This is a genomic window from Micromonospora aurantiaca ATCC 27029 (assembly GCF_000145235.1).
Classification (GTDB): domain Bacteria; phylum Actinomycetota; class Actinomycetes; order Mycobacteriales; family Micromonosporaceae; genus Micromonospora; species Micromonospora aurantiaca.
In genome coordinates, this window is the sequence record NC_014391.1 from 2,694,582 (window position 1) to 2,711,048 (window position 16,467).

Annotated in this window: 1 protein-coding gene (cut by a window edge); it reads left to right on the forward strand. The window is 74.9% G+C overall.

Translation table 11 applies throughout. The features are described 5' to 3' along the window. On the forward strand, positions 1-16,467 hold the 5' portion of the coding sequence (locus MICAU_RS12300) for a type I polyketide synthase (RefSeq protein WP_013285633.1). It continues 13,344 nt past the right edge of the window; the window shows 16,467 of its 29,811 coding nt (coding positions 1-16,467); its start codon is at positions 1-3; its stop codon lies beyond the right edge, outside the window.

The window sequence follows — 16,467 nt, forward strand, 5'->3', positions numbered from 1 at the left end:
ATGTCTACGTCCGCAGACAAGGTCGTCGAGGCGCTTCGCGCGTCGCTCAAGGAGACGGGCCGCCTCCGCCAGCTCAACCAGCAGCTGACCGCCGCCGCCCGGGAGCCGATCGCGATCGTCGCGATGTCCTGCCGCTACCCGGGCGGCGTCGCCAGCCCCGAGCAGCTCTGGGACCTGGTGGCCGCCGGCGGCGACGCGATCGGCGGCTTCCCGACGGACCGGGGCTGGGACCTGGACAACCTGTACGACCCGGACGCCGACCGGGCCGGCCGCTCCACGACCCGCGAGGGCGGCTTCCTCTACGACGCGGCCGACTTCGACGCCGAGTTCTTCGGCATCTCGCCGCGCGAGGCCGTGGCGATGGACCCCCAGCAGCGGCTGCTGCTGGAGACGTCGTGGGAGGCGTTCGAGCACGCCGGCATCGCACCCGCCTCGATGCGGGGGCAGAAGGTCGGCGTCTTCGTCGGCACCGCCGCCAACGGCTACGGCATGGGCCCGCAGAGCGAGGCCGAGGGCGCCGACGAGGGCTACCTGCTGACCGGTACGGCCACCAGCGTCGTCTCCGGCCGGATCGCGTACGCCCTCGGCCTGGAGGGCCCCGCGGTCACCGTCGACACCGCCTGCTCGTCGTCGCTGGTCGCCCTGCACCTGGCGTGCCAGGCGCTGCGGCAGGGCGACTTCGACCTGGCCCTGGCCGGCGGCGTGTGCGTCATGGCCACCCCCGGCCCGTTCGTGGGTTTCTCCCGGCAGCGAGGGCTCGCCCCGGACGGCCGCTGCAAGTCGTTCGCCGCCGCCGCCGACGGCACGGGCTGGTCCGAGGGCGTCGGCATTCTGCTGGTGGAGCGGCTGTCGGACGCGCAGCGCAAGGGACACCCGATCCTCGCCGTGATCCGGGGCAGCGCCGTCAACCAGGACGGCGCGTCCAACGGCCTCACCGCCCCCAACGGCCCCGCCCAGCAGCGGGTGATCCGGCAGGCCCTCGCGAACGCCCGGCTGACCACGGCCGACGTGGACGCCGTCGAGGCGCACGGCACCGGCACCGTCCTCGGCGATCCGATCGAGGCGCAGGCCCTGCTGGCCACGTACGGGCGGGACCGCCCCGCCGACCGGCCGTTGCTGCTCGGCTCGATCAAGTCGAACATCGGTCACAGTCAGTCCGCCGCGGGCGTGGCCGGTGTGATCAAGATGGTGATGGCGATGCGGCACGGGCTGGTGCCGTCCACCCTGCACGTCGACGAGCCGACGCCGAAGGTGGACTGGTCGGCCGGCGAGGTGTCGCTGGTGACGGAGGCGACGCCGTGGCCGGCGACCGACCGTCCCCGCCGGGCGGCCGTGTCGTCGTTCGGCATCTCCGGCACGAACGCGCACACCATCATCGAGGAGCCACCGACCCCGGATGCCGTCGAGCCCGCCGACGCCGGACCGGCACCCACAGTCGCCCTGCCGGCGGTGCCCGTGCTGCTCTCCGCCCGCTCCGAGGCCGCGCTCGGCGCGCAGGCGGGCCGCTGGACCCGGTGGCTGGAGGACGACGAGGCCCTCCGCACCGTGGACGTCGGCTGGTCGTCGGTCGTGTCGCGCTCCGCGCTGGAACACCGCGCGGTGCTCACCGCCACCGACCGCGAGGAGCTGCTGGCCGGGCTGCGCGCCCTCGCCGCCGGCCAGCCGTCCGGCGCGCTGGTCGCCGGGCAGGCCGCCGACCGGGGTCCGCTCGCGGTGCTCTTCTCGGGTCAGGGCGCGCAGCGCGCCGGCATGGGCCGGGAGTTGTACGCGGAGTTCCCGGTCTTCGCCGCCGCGCTGGACGAGGTGTCCGCACAGCTCGACGCGCTGCTGCCGCGCCCGCTCAAGGAGGTGCTGTTCGCACCCGAGGGCTCCGCCGAGGCGGAGCTGCTGGACCGGACGGTGTTCACGCAGGCCGGTCTGTTCGCGGTCGAGGTGGCGCTGTTCCGGCTCGTCGAGTCCTTCGGCGTCGCCCCCGACCTGGTCGGCGGTCATTCGATCGGCGAGGTCACGGCGGCGCATGTGGCGGGTGTGTTGTCGCTGGCGGATGCGTGTGTGTTGGTGGCGGCGCGGGGCCGGTTGATGCAGGCGTTGCCGGCCGGTGGTGGGATGCTGGCCGTCGCGGCGGCCGAGGCCGATGTGCTGGCGACGCTGGACGGCTCGACCGGTGTGGGGGTCGCGGCGGTCAACGGGCCGACGTCGGTGGTGGTGTCGGGTGCGGTGGAGGCGCTCGACGAGGTGGAGCGGGTCTGGCGTGGGCGGGGTGTGCGTACGCGCCGGTTGTCGGTGAGTCATGCGTTCCACAGTCCGTTGATGGAGCCGATGCTGGACGAGTTCCGGGTGGTCCTGGACGGGTTGACGTTCGAGGCGCCGGGGTTGCCGGTCGTGTCGAACGTGACCGGTGCGCTTGCTGACGTCGACGAGATCCGTAGTCCCGACTACTGGGTGCGGCACGTCCGGGAGGCTGTGCGTTTCGCCGACGGGGTCGCCGCGCTGCGCGCCGCCGGGGTGGACACGTTCCTGGAGATCGGCCCGCGCAGCGTCCTGACCGCCATGGCCCGGGACGTGCTGAGCGGGCGGGAGCCGGCGGACGTCGACGACGACACCCCGGTCGTCGCCGTACCCGCCCTGCGCGCCGACCGCCCCGAGTCGCGGGCCCTGCTCGCCGCCCTGTCCGAACTGCACGTCAACGGAACACCCGTCGACTGGGCGGCCCTCTACGCCGGCACCGGAGCGACCCCGGTCGCCCTGCCCACATACGCGTTCCAGCGGCAGCGCTACTGGCCCGAGCAGATGCCGGCCTCGGCCACCGGCCCGGTCAGCCCGGACGTGGTGGACGTCGAGTTCTGGTCGGCCGTCGAGCGCTCCGACGTGGCGGCGCTCGCGGCGCAGATCGGCGTCGACGGCGCGGCCCTGGACGTGCTCGCCCCGGCCCTGCCGGTGCTGTCGTCCTGGCGCAGGGCGCGGCTGCGGGACGCCGTCGTCGACGGCTGGTCGTACCGGGTGGTGTGGAAGCGGACCGCCGCCCCCGCACCGGTCACCCCGTCGGGCCGGTGGCTGCTCGTGGAGCCCGCCGACGACGCCGCCACGACCGAGTGGGCCGGGGCGCTCGCGGGGGCGCTGAGCGCCGCCGGCGGCGAGGTGTCCCGGCTGGCGGTGGACCCGCTCGCCGAGCGCGACCAGGTGACGTCGCGGGTGGCCCAGGCCGTACAGAACGCCCCGTTCACCGGGATCGTCTCCCTGCTGGGCCTGCTGGAGCGGCCTCACCCCGGCCGGCCGGCGGTGCCGCTCGGCACGGCCGCCACGATGACGCTGGTGCAGGCCCTGCACGCCGCCGACGTCACGGCACCACTGTGGATGCTCACGCGGGGCGCGGTCGGCACCGGCGACACCGACCCGGTGCGCAGCGTCGCCCAGGGCGGACTGTGGGGCCTGGCCCGGGTCGCCGGGCTGGAACACCCGCAGCTCTGGGGCGGCCTGGTCGACCTGCCGGACGCGCCCGGGCGCGGCGACTGGGACCACGCGGTGGGCGTCCTCACCGGCGGTGGCCCCGAGGACCAGGTGGCCGTACGACCCTCCGGCGTCTTCGTACGGCGACTGGTGCGTGCCACGCCGGCGGCCGTCGGCGCCGTCGACCGCTGGCAGCCGTCCGGCACCGTCCTCGTCACCGGCGGCACCGGCGCGCTGGGCGCGCACGTGGCCCGCTGGGCGGCGGCCAACGGGGCCGAGCACCTCGTGCTGACCAGCCGCCGCGGCGAGCACGCCCCCGGGGCGGCCGAGCTGCGCGACGAACTGACCGGGCTCGGCGCCCGGGTGACCCTGGTCGCCGCCGACATGGCCGACCGCGCCCGCGTCGAGGCGCTGCTGCGCGACGTCGACGCCGACCCGGCGCCGCTGACCGCGGTGGTACACGCCGCCGGGGTGGGCCAGCTGACCATGCTGGTCGACACCGACCTCGCCGGGCTGGCCGGGGTGCTCGACGGCAAGATCGCCGGCGCCGTGCACCTGGACGAGCTGCTGGGCGACCGGCCGCTCGACGCGTTCGTGCTGTTCTCCTCCATCGCCGGCATCTGGGGCAGCGGCGGACAGGCCGCGTACGCCGCCGGCAACGCCTTCCTCGACGCCCTCGCCGAGCGGCGCCGCGCCCGCGGCCTGGCCGCCACCGCCGTGGCCTGGGGCCCCTGGGCCGAGGGCGGCATGGCCAGCGGCGAGGGTCAGGAACTGCTGGCCCGCCGCGGCCTCAGCCCGATGTCCCCGGCCCAGGCCGTGTACGCGCTGCGCAGCGCCGTCGGCCGGGCCGTGCCGTCGGTGACCGTGGCGGACGTCGACTGGTCCCTGTTCACCCCGGCGTTCGCCGCCGCCCGCGCCCGCCCCCTGCTCGACGACGTCGCCGAGGCGCGCGACGCCCTGCGCGTGGTCGACGCCGAGCCGGAGGACACCGCCGGCGGCGGGCTGCGCCAGCACCTGCTGACGCTGCCCCGCGCCGAGCAGGACCGCCACCTGACCGACCTCGTACGCACGCACACCGCCGCCGTGCTCGGCCACTCCGGCACGGACCTGGTCAAGGCCGGCCGGGCGTTCAAGGAACTCGGCTTCGACTCGCTGACCGCCGTCGAGCTGCGCAACCGGCTCGGTGCCGCCACCGGCCTCACCCTGCCCACCACCCTGGTCTTCGACTACCCGAACCCGGCTGCCCTCGCCGACCACCTGTCGGTGACGCTGCGCCTGCACGAGGTCGAGACCGTGACCGCCTGGGGCCCCGCCGGGCCGGTGGACGGCGACCCGATCGTCATCGTCGGTATGAGCTGCCGCTATCCGGGCGGCGTGGCCAACCCGGACGACCTGTGGGACCTGGTCGCCACCGGGCGCGACGGCATCAGCGGCTTCCCCGACGACCGGCACTGGGACATGGGCCGGCTGCTGGCCGTCGACGCCGACGGGCAACCCGTCTCGCACACCCGCGAGGGCGGCTTCGTCGACGGCGCCACCACCTTCGACCCGGGCTTCTTCGGCATCTCGCCGCGCGAGGCCGTCGCCATGGACCCGCAGCAGCGCCTGCTGCTGGAGGCGTCCTGGGAGGCCATGGAGCAGGCCGGCATCGACCCGGACGAGCTGCGCGGCACCCGTACCGGCGTCTTCGTCGGCGCCTCCCCGTCGGGCTACGGCACCACCGACACACCGGCCGAGCTGGCCGGCTACCAGCTCACCGGCGGCGCGCACAGCGTCATCTCCGGCCGCGTGTCGTACACCTTCGGGCTGGAGGGCCCGGCGGTGACGGTCGACACCGCCTGCTCGTCCTCCCTCGTGGCGGTGCACCTGGCCGCTCAGGCGCTGCGCGGCGGCGAGTGCGACATGGCGCTGGCCGGCGGCGTCACCGTCATGGTGACCCCCGGTGCCTTCGTCGAGTTCTCCCGCCAGGGCGGCCTCGCCCCGGACGGTCGCTGCAAGTCCTTCGCCGCCGACGCCGACGGCACCGGCTGGTCGGAGGGCGTCGGCGTGCTGCTGGTCCAGCGGCTCTCCGACGCCCGGCGGCAGGGCCGCCAGGTGCTCGCCGTGCTCGCCGGCAGCGCCGTCAACCAGGACGGCGCGTCCAACGGCCTCACCGCCCCCAACGGCCCCGCCCAGCAGCGGGTGATCCGGCAGGCCCTCGCGAACGCCCGGCTGACCACGGCCGACGTGGACGCCGTCGAGGCGCACGGCACGGGAACGACGCTCGGCGACCCCATCGAGGCGCAGGCGCTGCTGGCCACCTACGGCCAGGGCCGCCCCGCCGACCGGCCGCTGCTGCTCGGCTCGATCAAGTCGAACATCGGCCACAGCCAGGCCGCGGCCGGCGTCGCCGGCATGATCAAGATGGTGCAGGCGATGCGGTACGGCCTGCTCCCGCGGACCCTGCACCTCGACGAGCCGACCCCCCACGTGGACTGGTCCTCCGGCGCGGTCTCCCTGCTCACCGAGGCGCGCCCCTGGCCGGCGGTGGACCGGCCGCGCCGGGCCGCCGTGTCGTCGTTCGGCATCAGCGGTACGAACGTGCACCTGATCCTGGAGCAGCCGTCCGCGCCGACCGACGCGGACGAGCCGGCCGACGGCGACGAGCCGGTCACCGGTGACGAGCCGTCCCGGGTGCCGGCGGTGCTGCCGCTGCTGCTGTCGGCCCGCGACGCCGCCGGGCTGTCGGCGCAGGCCGGCCGCTGGGCGCAATGGCTCGGCGGCACCGAGGCCCCGCGCCCGCTCGACGTGGCGTGGTCCTCGGTGGCGTCGCGCTCCGTACTGGAGCACCGGGCCGTCGTGTCCGGGGCGAGCCGGGACGAACTGCTGGCGGGCCTCGAAGCCGTGTCGGCGGGCGAGCTCTCGGCCGGCGTCCTCACCGGCCCGGGCGGCCAGCGCGGCCAGCTGGCGCTGTTGTTCTCCGGTCAGGGTGCGCAGCGTGCCGGGATGGGCCGGGAGTTGTACGGGGTCTTCCCGGTGTTCGCCGCCGCGCTGGACGAGGTGTGCGGACACCTCGACCCGCTGCTGCCGCGCCCGCTGCGGGAGGTGCTGTTCGCCGAGGCGGGCACCTCCGAGGCGGAGCTGCTGGACCAGACCGTGTTCACGCAGGCCGGGTTGTTCGCGGTCGAGGTGGCGCTGTTCCGCCTCGTGGAGTCGTTCGGGATTGTTCCCGACGTGGTGGCCGGTCACTCGATCGGTGAGGTGACGGCGGCGCATGTCGCGGGTGTGTTGTCCCTGGCGGATGCGTGTGAGCTTGTGGCGGCGCGGGGTCGGTTGATGCAGGCGCTGCCGACCGGTGGCGGGATGCTGGCCGTAGCCGCTGATGAGGCGGCCGTGGCGGAGTCGGTCGCAGGGCTGACCGATCGGGTCGGTATCGCGGCGGTCAACGGGCCTGCCGCAGTGGTGGTGTCGGGTGCCGTCGAGGCCCTGGCCGAGGTGGAGCGGGCCTGGCGGGATCGGGGGGTGCGTACCCGCCGGCTCACCGTCAGCCACGCGTTCCACAGCCCGTTGATGGCGCCGATGCTCGATGAGTTCCGTACGGTTCTGGGTGGGTTGGCGTTTGCGGCGCCGTTGTTGCCGGTCGTGTCGAACGTGACCGGTGCCCTGGCCGGTGACGAGATCTGCACGCCGGAGTATTGGGTGCGGCACGTGCGCGAGGCTGTGCGGTACGCCGACGGGGTCGCCGCCCTGCGGGCTGCCGGTGTGGATACGTTCCTGGAGGTCGGCCCGCAGAGCGTCCTGACCGCTATGAACGCCGACCTGCTCGCCGATGACGAGGCCGTGCTGGCGGTGGCTGTGCAGCGCCGTGACCGTTCGGACGCGCAGGCGTTGCTGCACGCCCTGGCCGAGTTGCACGTGCACGGCGTGCCGGTGACCTGGCAGTCGTGGTTCGCCGAGACCGGCGCGCGGCGGGTGGACCTGCCCACGTACGCCTTCCAGCGGGAGCGGTACTGGCTGCCGCCGGCCGGCCAGTCGGCCGACGTCTCCGGGGCCGGCCTCGGCGTGGCGCGACACCCGCTGCTCGGCGCGGCGGTGTCGGTCGCCGGCGAGGACATGGTGGTGCTGACCGGCCGGCTGTCGGTGTCGACGCACCCGTGGCTCGCCGACCACGTCGTCTCCGGCGCCGTGGTCGTGCCGGGCACCGCCCTGGTGGACCTCGTCGTCCGGGCGGGCGACGAGGTCGGTGCCTCCCGTGTCCGTGAGCTGACAGTCCTCGCCCCGCTCGTGCTGCCCGCCACCGGCGGCGGGGTACGGGTGCAGGTCCGGGTCGGTCCCGTCGACGGCACCGGCAGCCGGTCGGTGACCGTGCACTCGCAGTCCGAGGACGACCCCGAGTCGGGGTGGACCCGGCACGCCGACGGCCTCGTCGACGCCCCCACTGTCGACGAGCCCACCCTTGGCGCGTGGCCGCCACCCGGCGCGTCCGAGGTGGACGTCACCGGCTGGTACGCGACGGTCGCTGAGCACGGGCTCGCGTACGGGCCGGTCTTCCGGGGCCTGCGCCGGGCGTGGACCGCCGACGGCGAGGTGTTCGCCGAGGTCGCCCTCGCCGACGAGTTCGCCGGTGATCCGGCGGGCTTCGGGGTGCACCCGGCGCTGCTGGACGCCGCCCTGCACCCTGTCGGGCTGCTGCCCGCCGACGAGGCGGGCGGCGGTCCCCGGGTGCCGTTCGCGTTCGAGGGGGTGCAGGTTCACGCCGTCGGCGCCCGGACGCTCCGGGTCCGCCTCACCGCCTCCGGCAGCTCGGTGCGGCTGGTAGCCACCGACACCACGGGCGTGCCCGTGGTGTCGGTGGACTCGCTGACGCTGCGCGAGATGACCGGCCTGGCGGCCGCGCCGGACGAGGCGTACCGATCCCTGTTCGAGGTCTCCTGGCAGCCGGAGCAGATCGCCGCGCCCGACGGCACGTACGGCTGGGTCGTGCTCGGTGGGCGTCCGCTCGACGGCGCCCCGCAGCTTCCGGCGTACGCCGGCGTCGCCGATCTGACCACGGCGGCGACGGACGGCACCGCCCCGGCGGCGCTGCTGCTGCCCGTCACCCCGGCACCTTCCGGCGCGGACGTGCCCGACGCGGTGCGCTCCGTCACGGCGGACGTCCTCGGCGTGGTGCAGGCGTGGCTGGCGGCCGGGCCGCTGGCGGACTCGCGGCTGGTCGTCGTGACCCGCGGCGCGGTGGCTACCGGCGCCGACGACCGCGTCACCGACCTGGCGGGGGCGGCGGTCTGGGGCCTGCTGCGCTCGGCCCAGTCGGAGCACCCCGGCCGGATCGTGCTGGCCGACCTGGAACCCGGCACCGACCTGGACGCCGACCTGCTGGCCCTGCTCGCCGCCGTCGCCGACGGCCCCGCCCTCGGCGGGCAGGTCGCGGTGCGGTCGGGCACGGCGTACCTGCCGCGGCTGGTCCGCGCCACGGGCGCCGCGCGCACCCCGGAGGCCCTCGGCGGGGGAACCGTTCTGGTGACCGGCGGCACCGGATCGCTGGGCGCCCTGGTGTCCGAACACCTCGTCACCGCGTACGGCATGCGTTCGCTGGTGCTGGTGTCCCGGCAGGGGCCGGCCGCCCCCGGCGCCGACGAACTGGTGCGGCGGCTGGCCGCGCTGGGCGCGACCGCCCGGGTGGTCGCCACCGACGTCACCGACCGCGAGCGCGTCGGCGAGCTGGTTCGGTCCATCACCGCCGACGACCGCCTGGCCGGGGTGGTCCACACCGCCGGCGTCGTCGACGACGGCATCGTCAGCGGGATCACCGCCGACCGGCTGGCGGACGTGCTTGCCCCGAAGGTCACGGCGGGCTGGTGGCTGCACGAGGCGACCGCCGAGCTGGACCTCGACCTCTTCGTGCTCTTCTCCTCCGTCGCCGGAGTGCTCGGCTCTCCCGGCCAGGCCGCGTACGCGGCCGGCAACGCCTTCCTGGACGCCCTCGCCGTGCTGCGGGCGCAGCGCGGGCTGCCCGCCGTCAGCCTCGCCTGGGGCATGTGGGACACCGACGGCATGGCGGCGTCGATCAACGACGCCGACCGGGCCCGGGTGACCCGGGCCGGCCTGGTCCCGATGACCGCCCCCGTCGGGCTCGGGCTGTGGGACGCCGCCCTGACCCACGGCGGCGCGGCCCTGGTGCCGGCCGTGGTCGACCTGCCCGCCATGCGGGCGCAGACCGCCGCCGGCCGGGTGCCGGTGATGCTGCGGGGCCTGGTCGGACCGGCCGCGAAGCGCCGCCGCTCCGGCACCGGCGCGTGGGCCGACCGGCTGGCCGGCCTCGACCCGCAGGAGGCGCGTACGCAGGTGGCGCTGCTGGTGCGCGGAATGATCGCGCAGGTCCTCGGCCACGGCGGCGCCGAGGCGGTGCCGGCGGACCGGGCGTTCCGGGAGCTGGGCTTCGACTCGCTGACCGCCGTCGAGCTGCGCAACCGGATCAACAGCGCGAGCGGGCTGCGGCTCACGTCGACACTCGTCTTCGACTACCCGACCCCCGGTGCCCTGTCGGAGCACCTCTACGAGCAGCTGTCCGGCCAGGTCGCCGCGCAGCAGCAGGCCGTGCGGGCGACAACCGTCGACGAGCCGATCGCCATCGTGGGCATGGCGTGCCGCTACCCGGGTGGCGTGACGAACCCGCAGCAACTGTGGGACCTGGTCGCCGCCGGCGCCGACGGCATCGGCGAGTTCCCCACCGACCGGGGCTGGGACCTCGACCGGCTCTTCCACCCCGACCCGGACAACCCCGGGACGTCGTACACCCGCCACGGTGGCTTCCTGTACGGGGCCGCCGAGTTCGACCCGGACTTCTTCGGCATCTCGCCGCGCGAGGCGATCGCCATGGACCCGCAGCAGCGGCTGCTGCTGGAGGCGTCCTGGGAGACGTTCGAGTCGGCCGGTCTCGACCCCTCGCGGCTGCGCGGCAGCCGGACCGGCGTCTTCGCCGGCCTGATGTACCACGACTACGCCTCCGGCGTGCAGGACCTGCCCGAGGGCGTGGGCGGCTACCTCGGCACCGGCACCTCCGGCAGCGTGCTGTCCGGCCGGGTGGCGTACACGTTCGGGCTCGAAGGCCCGGCGGTGACCGTGGACACCGCGTGTTCGTCGTCGCTGGTCGCGCTGCACCTGGCGGTGCAGGCGCTGCGCGGCGGCGAGTGCGACCTGGCGCTGGCCGGCGGCGTGACGGTGATGGCCACGCCCGGCACGTTCATCGAGTTCTCCCGGCAGCGTGGCCTGTCGGCCGACGGCCGGTGCAAGTCCTTCGCGGCGTCGGCGGACGGCACGGGCTGGTCCGAGGGCGTGGGCGTGCTCCTGGTGGAGCGCCTGTCGGACGCGCGGCGCAACGGGCACCGCGTGCTTGCGGTCGTGCGTGGCACTGCCGTCAACCAGGACGGCGCGTCGAACGGTCTGACCGCCCCGAACGGCCCGTCGCAGCAGCGCGTGATCCGTCAGGCGCTGGCCAACGCGCGGCTCACCGCCGCCGACGTGGACGCCGTCGAGGCGCACGGCACCGGCACGACCCTGGGCGACCCGATCGAGGCGCAGGCCCTGCTGGCGACGTACGGGCAGGACCGGCCCGCCGACCGGCCGCTCTGGCTGGGCTCGGTCAAGTCGAACATCGGCCACACCCAGGCCGCCGCCGGGGCAGCCGGCATCATCAAGATGATCATGGCGATGCGGCACGGCGTGCTGCCGTCGACGCTGCACGTCGACGAGCCGTCCCCGCACATCGAGTGGAGCGCCGGGGCGGTCTCCCTGCTCACCGAGGCCCGCGACTGGCCTGCGGCGGGCCGGCCCCGTCGCGCCGCGATCTCGTCGTTCGGCGTCAGCGGCACGAACGCGCATGTGATCATCGAGCAGCCGCACGCCGAGGCGGAGCCGACCCGGGGCGAGGGCGCGCCGACGCCCACCGCCGGGCAGATGCCGTCGCCGGTGCTGCTGTCGGCCCGCTCCGAGGCCGCCGTCGCGGCCCAGGCGGAGCGCTGGGCCCGCTGGATCGCCGGCGACGAGGAACTGCGCCCCCTCGACGTCGGCTGGTCGTCGACCGTCAGCCGGGCCGTCATGGAGCACCGCGCGGTGGTCACCGCGACGGACCGGGACGAACTGCTGGCCGGGCTGCGCGCCCTCGCCGACGGTGAGCCGGCCGCCACCGTGGTCACCGGCACGGGCGCGACGCGTACGCAGCTGGCCGTGCTCTTCTCCGGCCAGGGCGCGCAGCGCGCCGGGATGGGCCGGGAGTTGTACGCCGGGTTCCCGGTGTTCGCGACCGCGCTGGACGAGGTGTGCGCGCAGCTCGATCCGTTGCTGCCGCGTCCGTTGCAGGGGGTGCTGTTCGCGTCGTCGGGTTCCGCCGAGGCGGAGTTGTTGGATCAGACGGTGTTCACGCAGGCCGGGTTGTTCGCGGTCGAGGTGGCGTTGTTCCGTCTGGTGGAGTCGTTCGGGGTCGTGCCGGACGTGGTGGCTGGTCACTCGATCGGTGAGGTGACGGCGGCGCATGTCGCGGGCGTGTTGTCCCTGGCCGACGCGTGTCAGCTTGTCGCCGCGCGGGGTCGGTTGATGCAGGCGTTGCCCACGGGCGGCGGCATGCTGGCCGTGGCCGCTGACGAGGCTGCGGTGGCGGAGTCTCTCGCCGGGATGACCGATCGGCTGGGTATCGCGGCGGTCAACGGTCCGGCCGCCGTGGTGGTGTCCGGTGCCGTCGAGGCTCTCGACGAGGTGGAGCGGGTCTGGCGGGAGCGGGGTGTGCGTACGCGCCGGCTGACGGTGAGCCACGCGTTCCACAGTCCGCTGATGGAGCCGATGCTCGACGAGTTCCGCGCCGTCCTGGCGGGGCTGACGTTCCGGGCGCCGCTGCTGCCGGTGGTGTCGAACCTGACCGGCGCGCTCGCCGACCCGCAGGAGATCACCCGCGCCGAGTACTGGGTGCGGCACGTGCGGGAGGCCGTCCGCTACGCCGACGGCATCGCCGCCCTGCGGGCCACCGGGGTCGACACCTTCCTGGAGATCGGCCCGCAGAGCGTCCTGACCGCGATGAACGCCGACCTGCTCGCCGAGGACTCGCTCGCGGTGGCCGTCCAGCGCCGGGACCGGCCCGCCCCGCAGGCACTCCTGCACGCCCTCGCCGACCTGCACGTCCACGGTGTCCCGGTGACCTGGACGCAGTGGTTCGCCGACGCCGGCGCCGCCCGGGTCGACCTGCCGACGTACGCCTTCCAGCACCAGCGGTACTGGCTCGGCGCGGGCCAGGCGCGTGCCGCCGACGTGTCCGGGGCGGGCCTCGGCGTGGCCGGGCACCCGCTGCTCGGCGCGGCGGTCTCAGTGGCCGGTGTGGACATGGTGGTGCTGACGGGCCGGGTGTCGGTGTCGACGCACGTGTGGCTCGCGGACCACGTCGTGTCCGGCGCGGTGGTCGTTCCCGGTGCCGCTCTGGTGGAGTTGGCGGTGCGGGCGGGCGACGAGGTGGGCGCGTCGCGGGTGCGGGAGCTGACCGTGGCCGCGCCGCTGGTGCTGCCGGAGGCCGGCGCGGTGCGGGTGCAGGTGCGCGTCGGTGCGGCCGACGAGACCGGCGTCCGGGTCGTGGCGGTGCACTCGCAGTCCGAGGGTGATCCGGAGGCCGACTGGGTGCGGCATGCGGAGGGCGTGCTGGAGCCGGCGTCGGCCGGCGAGCCGAGCCTGGGGGAGTGGCCGCCGGTCGGCGCGTCCGAGGTGGACGTGGCGGGCTGGTACCCGACGCTGGCGGAGCACGGCCTGGCGTACGGGCCGGTGTTCCGGGGGCTGCGCCGGGTGTGGACGGGCGGCGACGAGGTGTTCGCCGAGGTGGCGTTGCCGGACGAGGTGGCGACGGAGGCGGCGCGCTTCGGTGTGCACCCGGCGCTGCTGGACGCCGCCCTGCACCCGATCGGGCTGCTGCCCGGCACCGAGGGGTCGGGCGGGCCGCGGGTGCCGTTCGCGTTCGAGGGTGTGCAGGTGTATGCCTCGGGCGCGCGGGTGCTGCGGGTGCGGTTGTCGCGTACGGGCTCGGCGGTGCGTCTGGTCGCGTGCGACGAGTCGGGCGCGGCCGTGGTCTCGGTCGACTCCCTCGCCCTGCGCGAGCTGACCGGCGTGACCGCGGCGGGCGCGGCGGCCCGCGCGATGTTCGAACTCACCTGGCAGGCCGAGGAGATCGCCGCCACCGGGGACCTCTCCGGGTGGGCGCTGGTCGGCTCGCCGGCAACCGCCGACCTGCCGGCGTACGGCGACGTCGAGGCGCTCGTCGCGGCGGTCGACGCCGGCCGGACGGTCGCACCGAGGGCGCTGCTGCTGCCGATCGACGGGCCGGAGAGGGCCGTCCCCGACGCGGTACGCGCGGCGACCTCGGAGGTGCTGGCGACCGTCCGGTCCTGGCTGGCAGCCGATGCGCTGGCGGAGTCGCGGCTCGTGGTGGTGACGCGGGGTGCGGTGTCGGTGGCGGCGGACGACCGGGTGTCGGACCTGGCCGGTGCGGCGGTGTGGGGTCTGCTGCGGTCGGCGCAGTCGGAGCACCCGGGTCGCATCGTGCTGGCGGACGTGGACGGTGACGTGGATGCCGGGCTGCTGGGTGTGCTGACCACGGTGGCCGACGAGCCGTCGACGCACGGCGGTCAGGTCGCGGTGCGCTCGGGCGAGGTGTTCGTGCCGCGTCTGGTGCGTGCGGTCGCTGCGGCGTCGGTGGAGACGCCGGTCGTGGGTGACGGTGCGGTGGTGGTGACCGGTGGTACGGGTGCGTTGGGTGCGTTGGTCGCGGAGCATCTGGTGTCGGCGCATGGTGTGCGGTCGCTGGTGCTGGTGTCGCGTCGTGGTGCGGAGGCCGCTGGTGCGGGTGAGCTGTCGGAGCGGTTGTCGGCGTTGGGTGCGTCGGTGCGGGTCGTTGCCTGTGACGTGACGGACCGGGACCAGGTGTTCGGTCTGGTGGCGGAGGTGGCCGCCGAGGGTCGGCTGGCGGGTGTGGTGCACACGGCTGGTGTCCTAGACGACGGGGTGATCGAGCGGGTCACCGAGGAGCGTCTGGTGGGGGTGTTGGCGCCGAAGGTGTCGGCGGGTTGGTTGTTGCATGAGGCGACAGCGTCGCTCGCGCTGGATCTGTTCGTGGTGTTCTCGTCGGTTGCGGGTGTGCTGGGTTCGCCGGGTCAGTCGGCGTATGCGGCGGGTAACGCGTTCCTGGACGGGTTGGCGGTGTATCGGCGGCAGCTCGGGTTGCCGGCGGTGAGTCTGGCGTGGGGGATGTGGGACACGGCAGGCATGGCCGCCTCGATCGACGAGGCGGACCGGGCGCGGTCCGCGCGGGCGGGTCTGACGCCGATGAGCGCCGAGATCGGGTTGGAGCTGTTCGACGCCGCCCTGGTGGCGGAGCAGCCGGCGTTGGTGCCGGCCGTGATCGACGTACCGGCGATGCGCGCAGCGCTCGGCGCCGGCCCGGTGCCGGCCGTGCTGCGTACCCTGATCGGGTCGACGGCGGCCCGGCGACGGGCCGCGCGGAGCGGCGACTGGGCCAACCAGCTCGCGGGCCTGGCGCCCGACGAGGCGCGCGCCCAGATCGACGTGCTGGTACGGGGTCTGGTCGCGCAGGTGCTGGGGCACGGTGGTGCGGAAGCCGTGCCGGCGGACCGGGCGTTCCGGGAGTTGGGCTTCGACTCGCTGACGGCGGTGGACCTGCGTAACCGGTTGAACGCGGCCACCGGGCTGCGGCTGGCCTCGACGCTGGTCTTCGACTACCCGACCCCGGCCGTGCTCGCCGACCATCTGCACGAGCAGGTCTCCGGGCAGATCACCGCCCGCCAGACGGCGGTACTCACCGCCGGCACCGACGAGCCGATCGCGATCGTGGGCATGGCCTGCCGCTACCCCGGTGGCGTCGATAGTCCGGACCAGCTGTGGGCGTTGCTGGCCGGCGGCGGCGACGGGATCTCGGAGTTCCCCACCGATCGCGGCTGGGACCTGGAGAGCCTGTTCGACCCGGACCCGGAGCACAGCGGTACGTCGTACACGCGCCACGGGGGTTTCCTGTACGGGGCTGCCGAGTTCGACCCGGGCTTCTTCGGGATCTCGCCGCGTGAGGCCCTGGCGATGGATCCGCAGCAGCGGTTGCTGCTGGAGGCGTCGTGGGAGTCGTTCGAGTCGGCGGGGCTGGACCCGCAGCGGTTGCGGGGCAGCCGGACGGGTGTCTTCGCCGGTGTCATGTACCACGACTACGCCTCCCGCCTGATGGACCTGCCGCCGGACGCCGAGGGCTTCGTCGGAACGGGCACGTCGGGCAGCGTGCTGTCCGGTCGGGTCGCCTACACCTTCGGGCTCGAGGGGCCGGCGGTCACCGTCGACACCGCTTGTTCTTCCAGCCTCGTCGCGCTGCACCTTGCCGCGCAGGCGTTGCGGTCGGGTGAGTGCGATCTGGCGTTGGCCGGTGGTGTGACGGTGATGGCGACGCCGGGGACGTTCATCGAGTTCTCCCGGCAGCGTGGCCTGTCGGCCGACGGCCGCTGCAAGTCGTTCGCGGCGTCGGCCGACGGCACCGGCTGGTCCGAGGGCGTCGGCGTGCTGCTCGTGGAGCGGCTGTCGGACGCGCGGCGCAACGGGCACCGCGTGCTGGCGGTGGTACGTGGCACGGCCGTGAATCAGGACGGTGCGTCGAACGGTCTGACGGCGCCGAACGGTCCGTCGCAGCAGCGGGTGATCCGGCAGGCCCTGGCGAACGCGCGCCTGTCCCCGGCGGACGTGGATGCCGTGGAGGCGCACGGTACGGGTACGACGCTGGGTGATCCGATCGAGGCGCAGGCGTTGCTGGCGACGTACGGGCAGGAGCGTCCGCAGGATCGGCCGTTGTTGCTGGGGTCGGTGAAGTCGAACATCGGGCACACGCAGGCGGCTGCTGGTGTGGCTGGTGTGATCAAGATGGTGTTGGCGATGCGGCACGGTCTGGTGCCGGCGACGTTGCATGTGGACGAGGCGTCGCCGCATGTGGACTGGTCGGCGGGGGCGGTGGCCCTGGCTACCGAG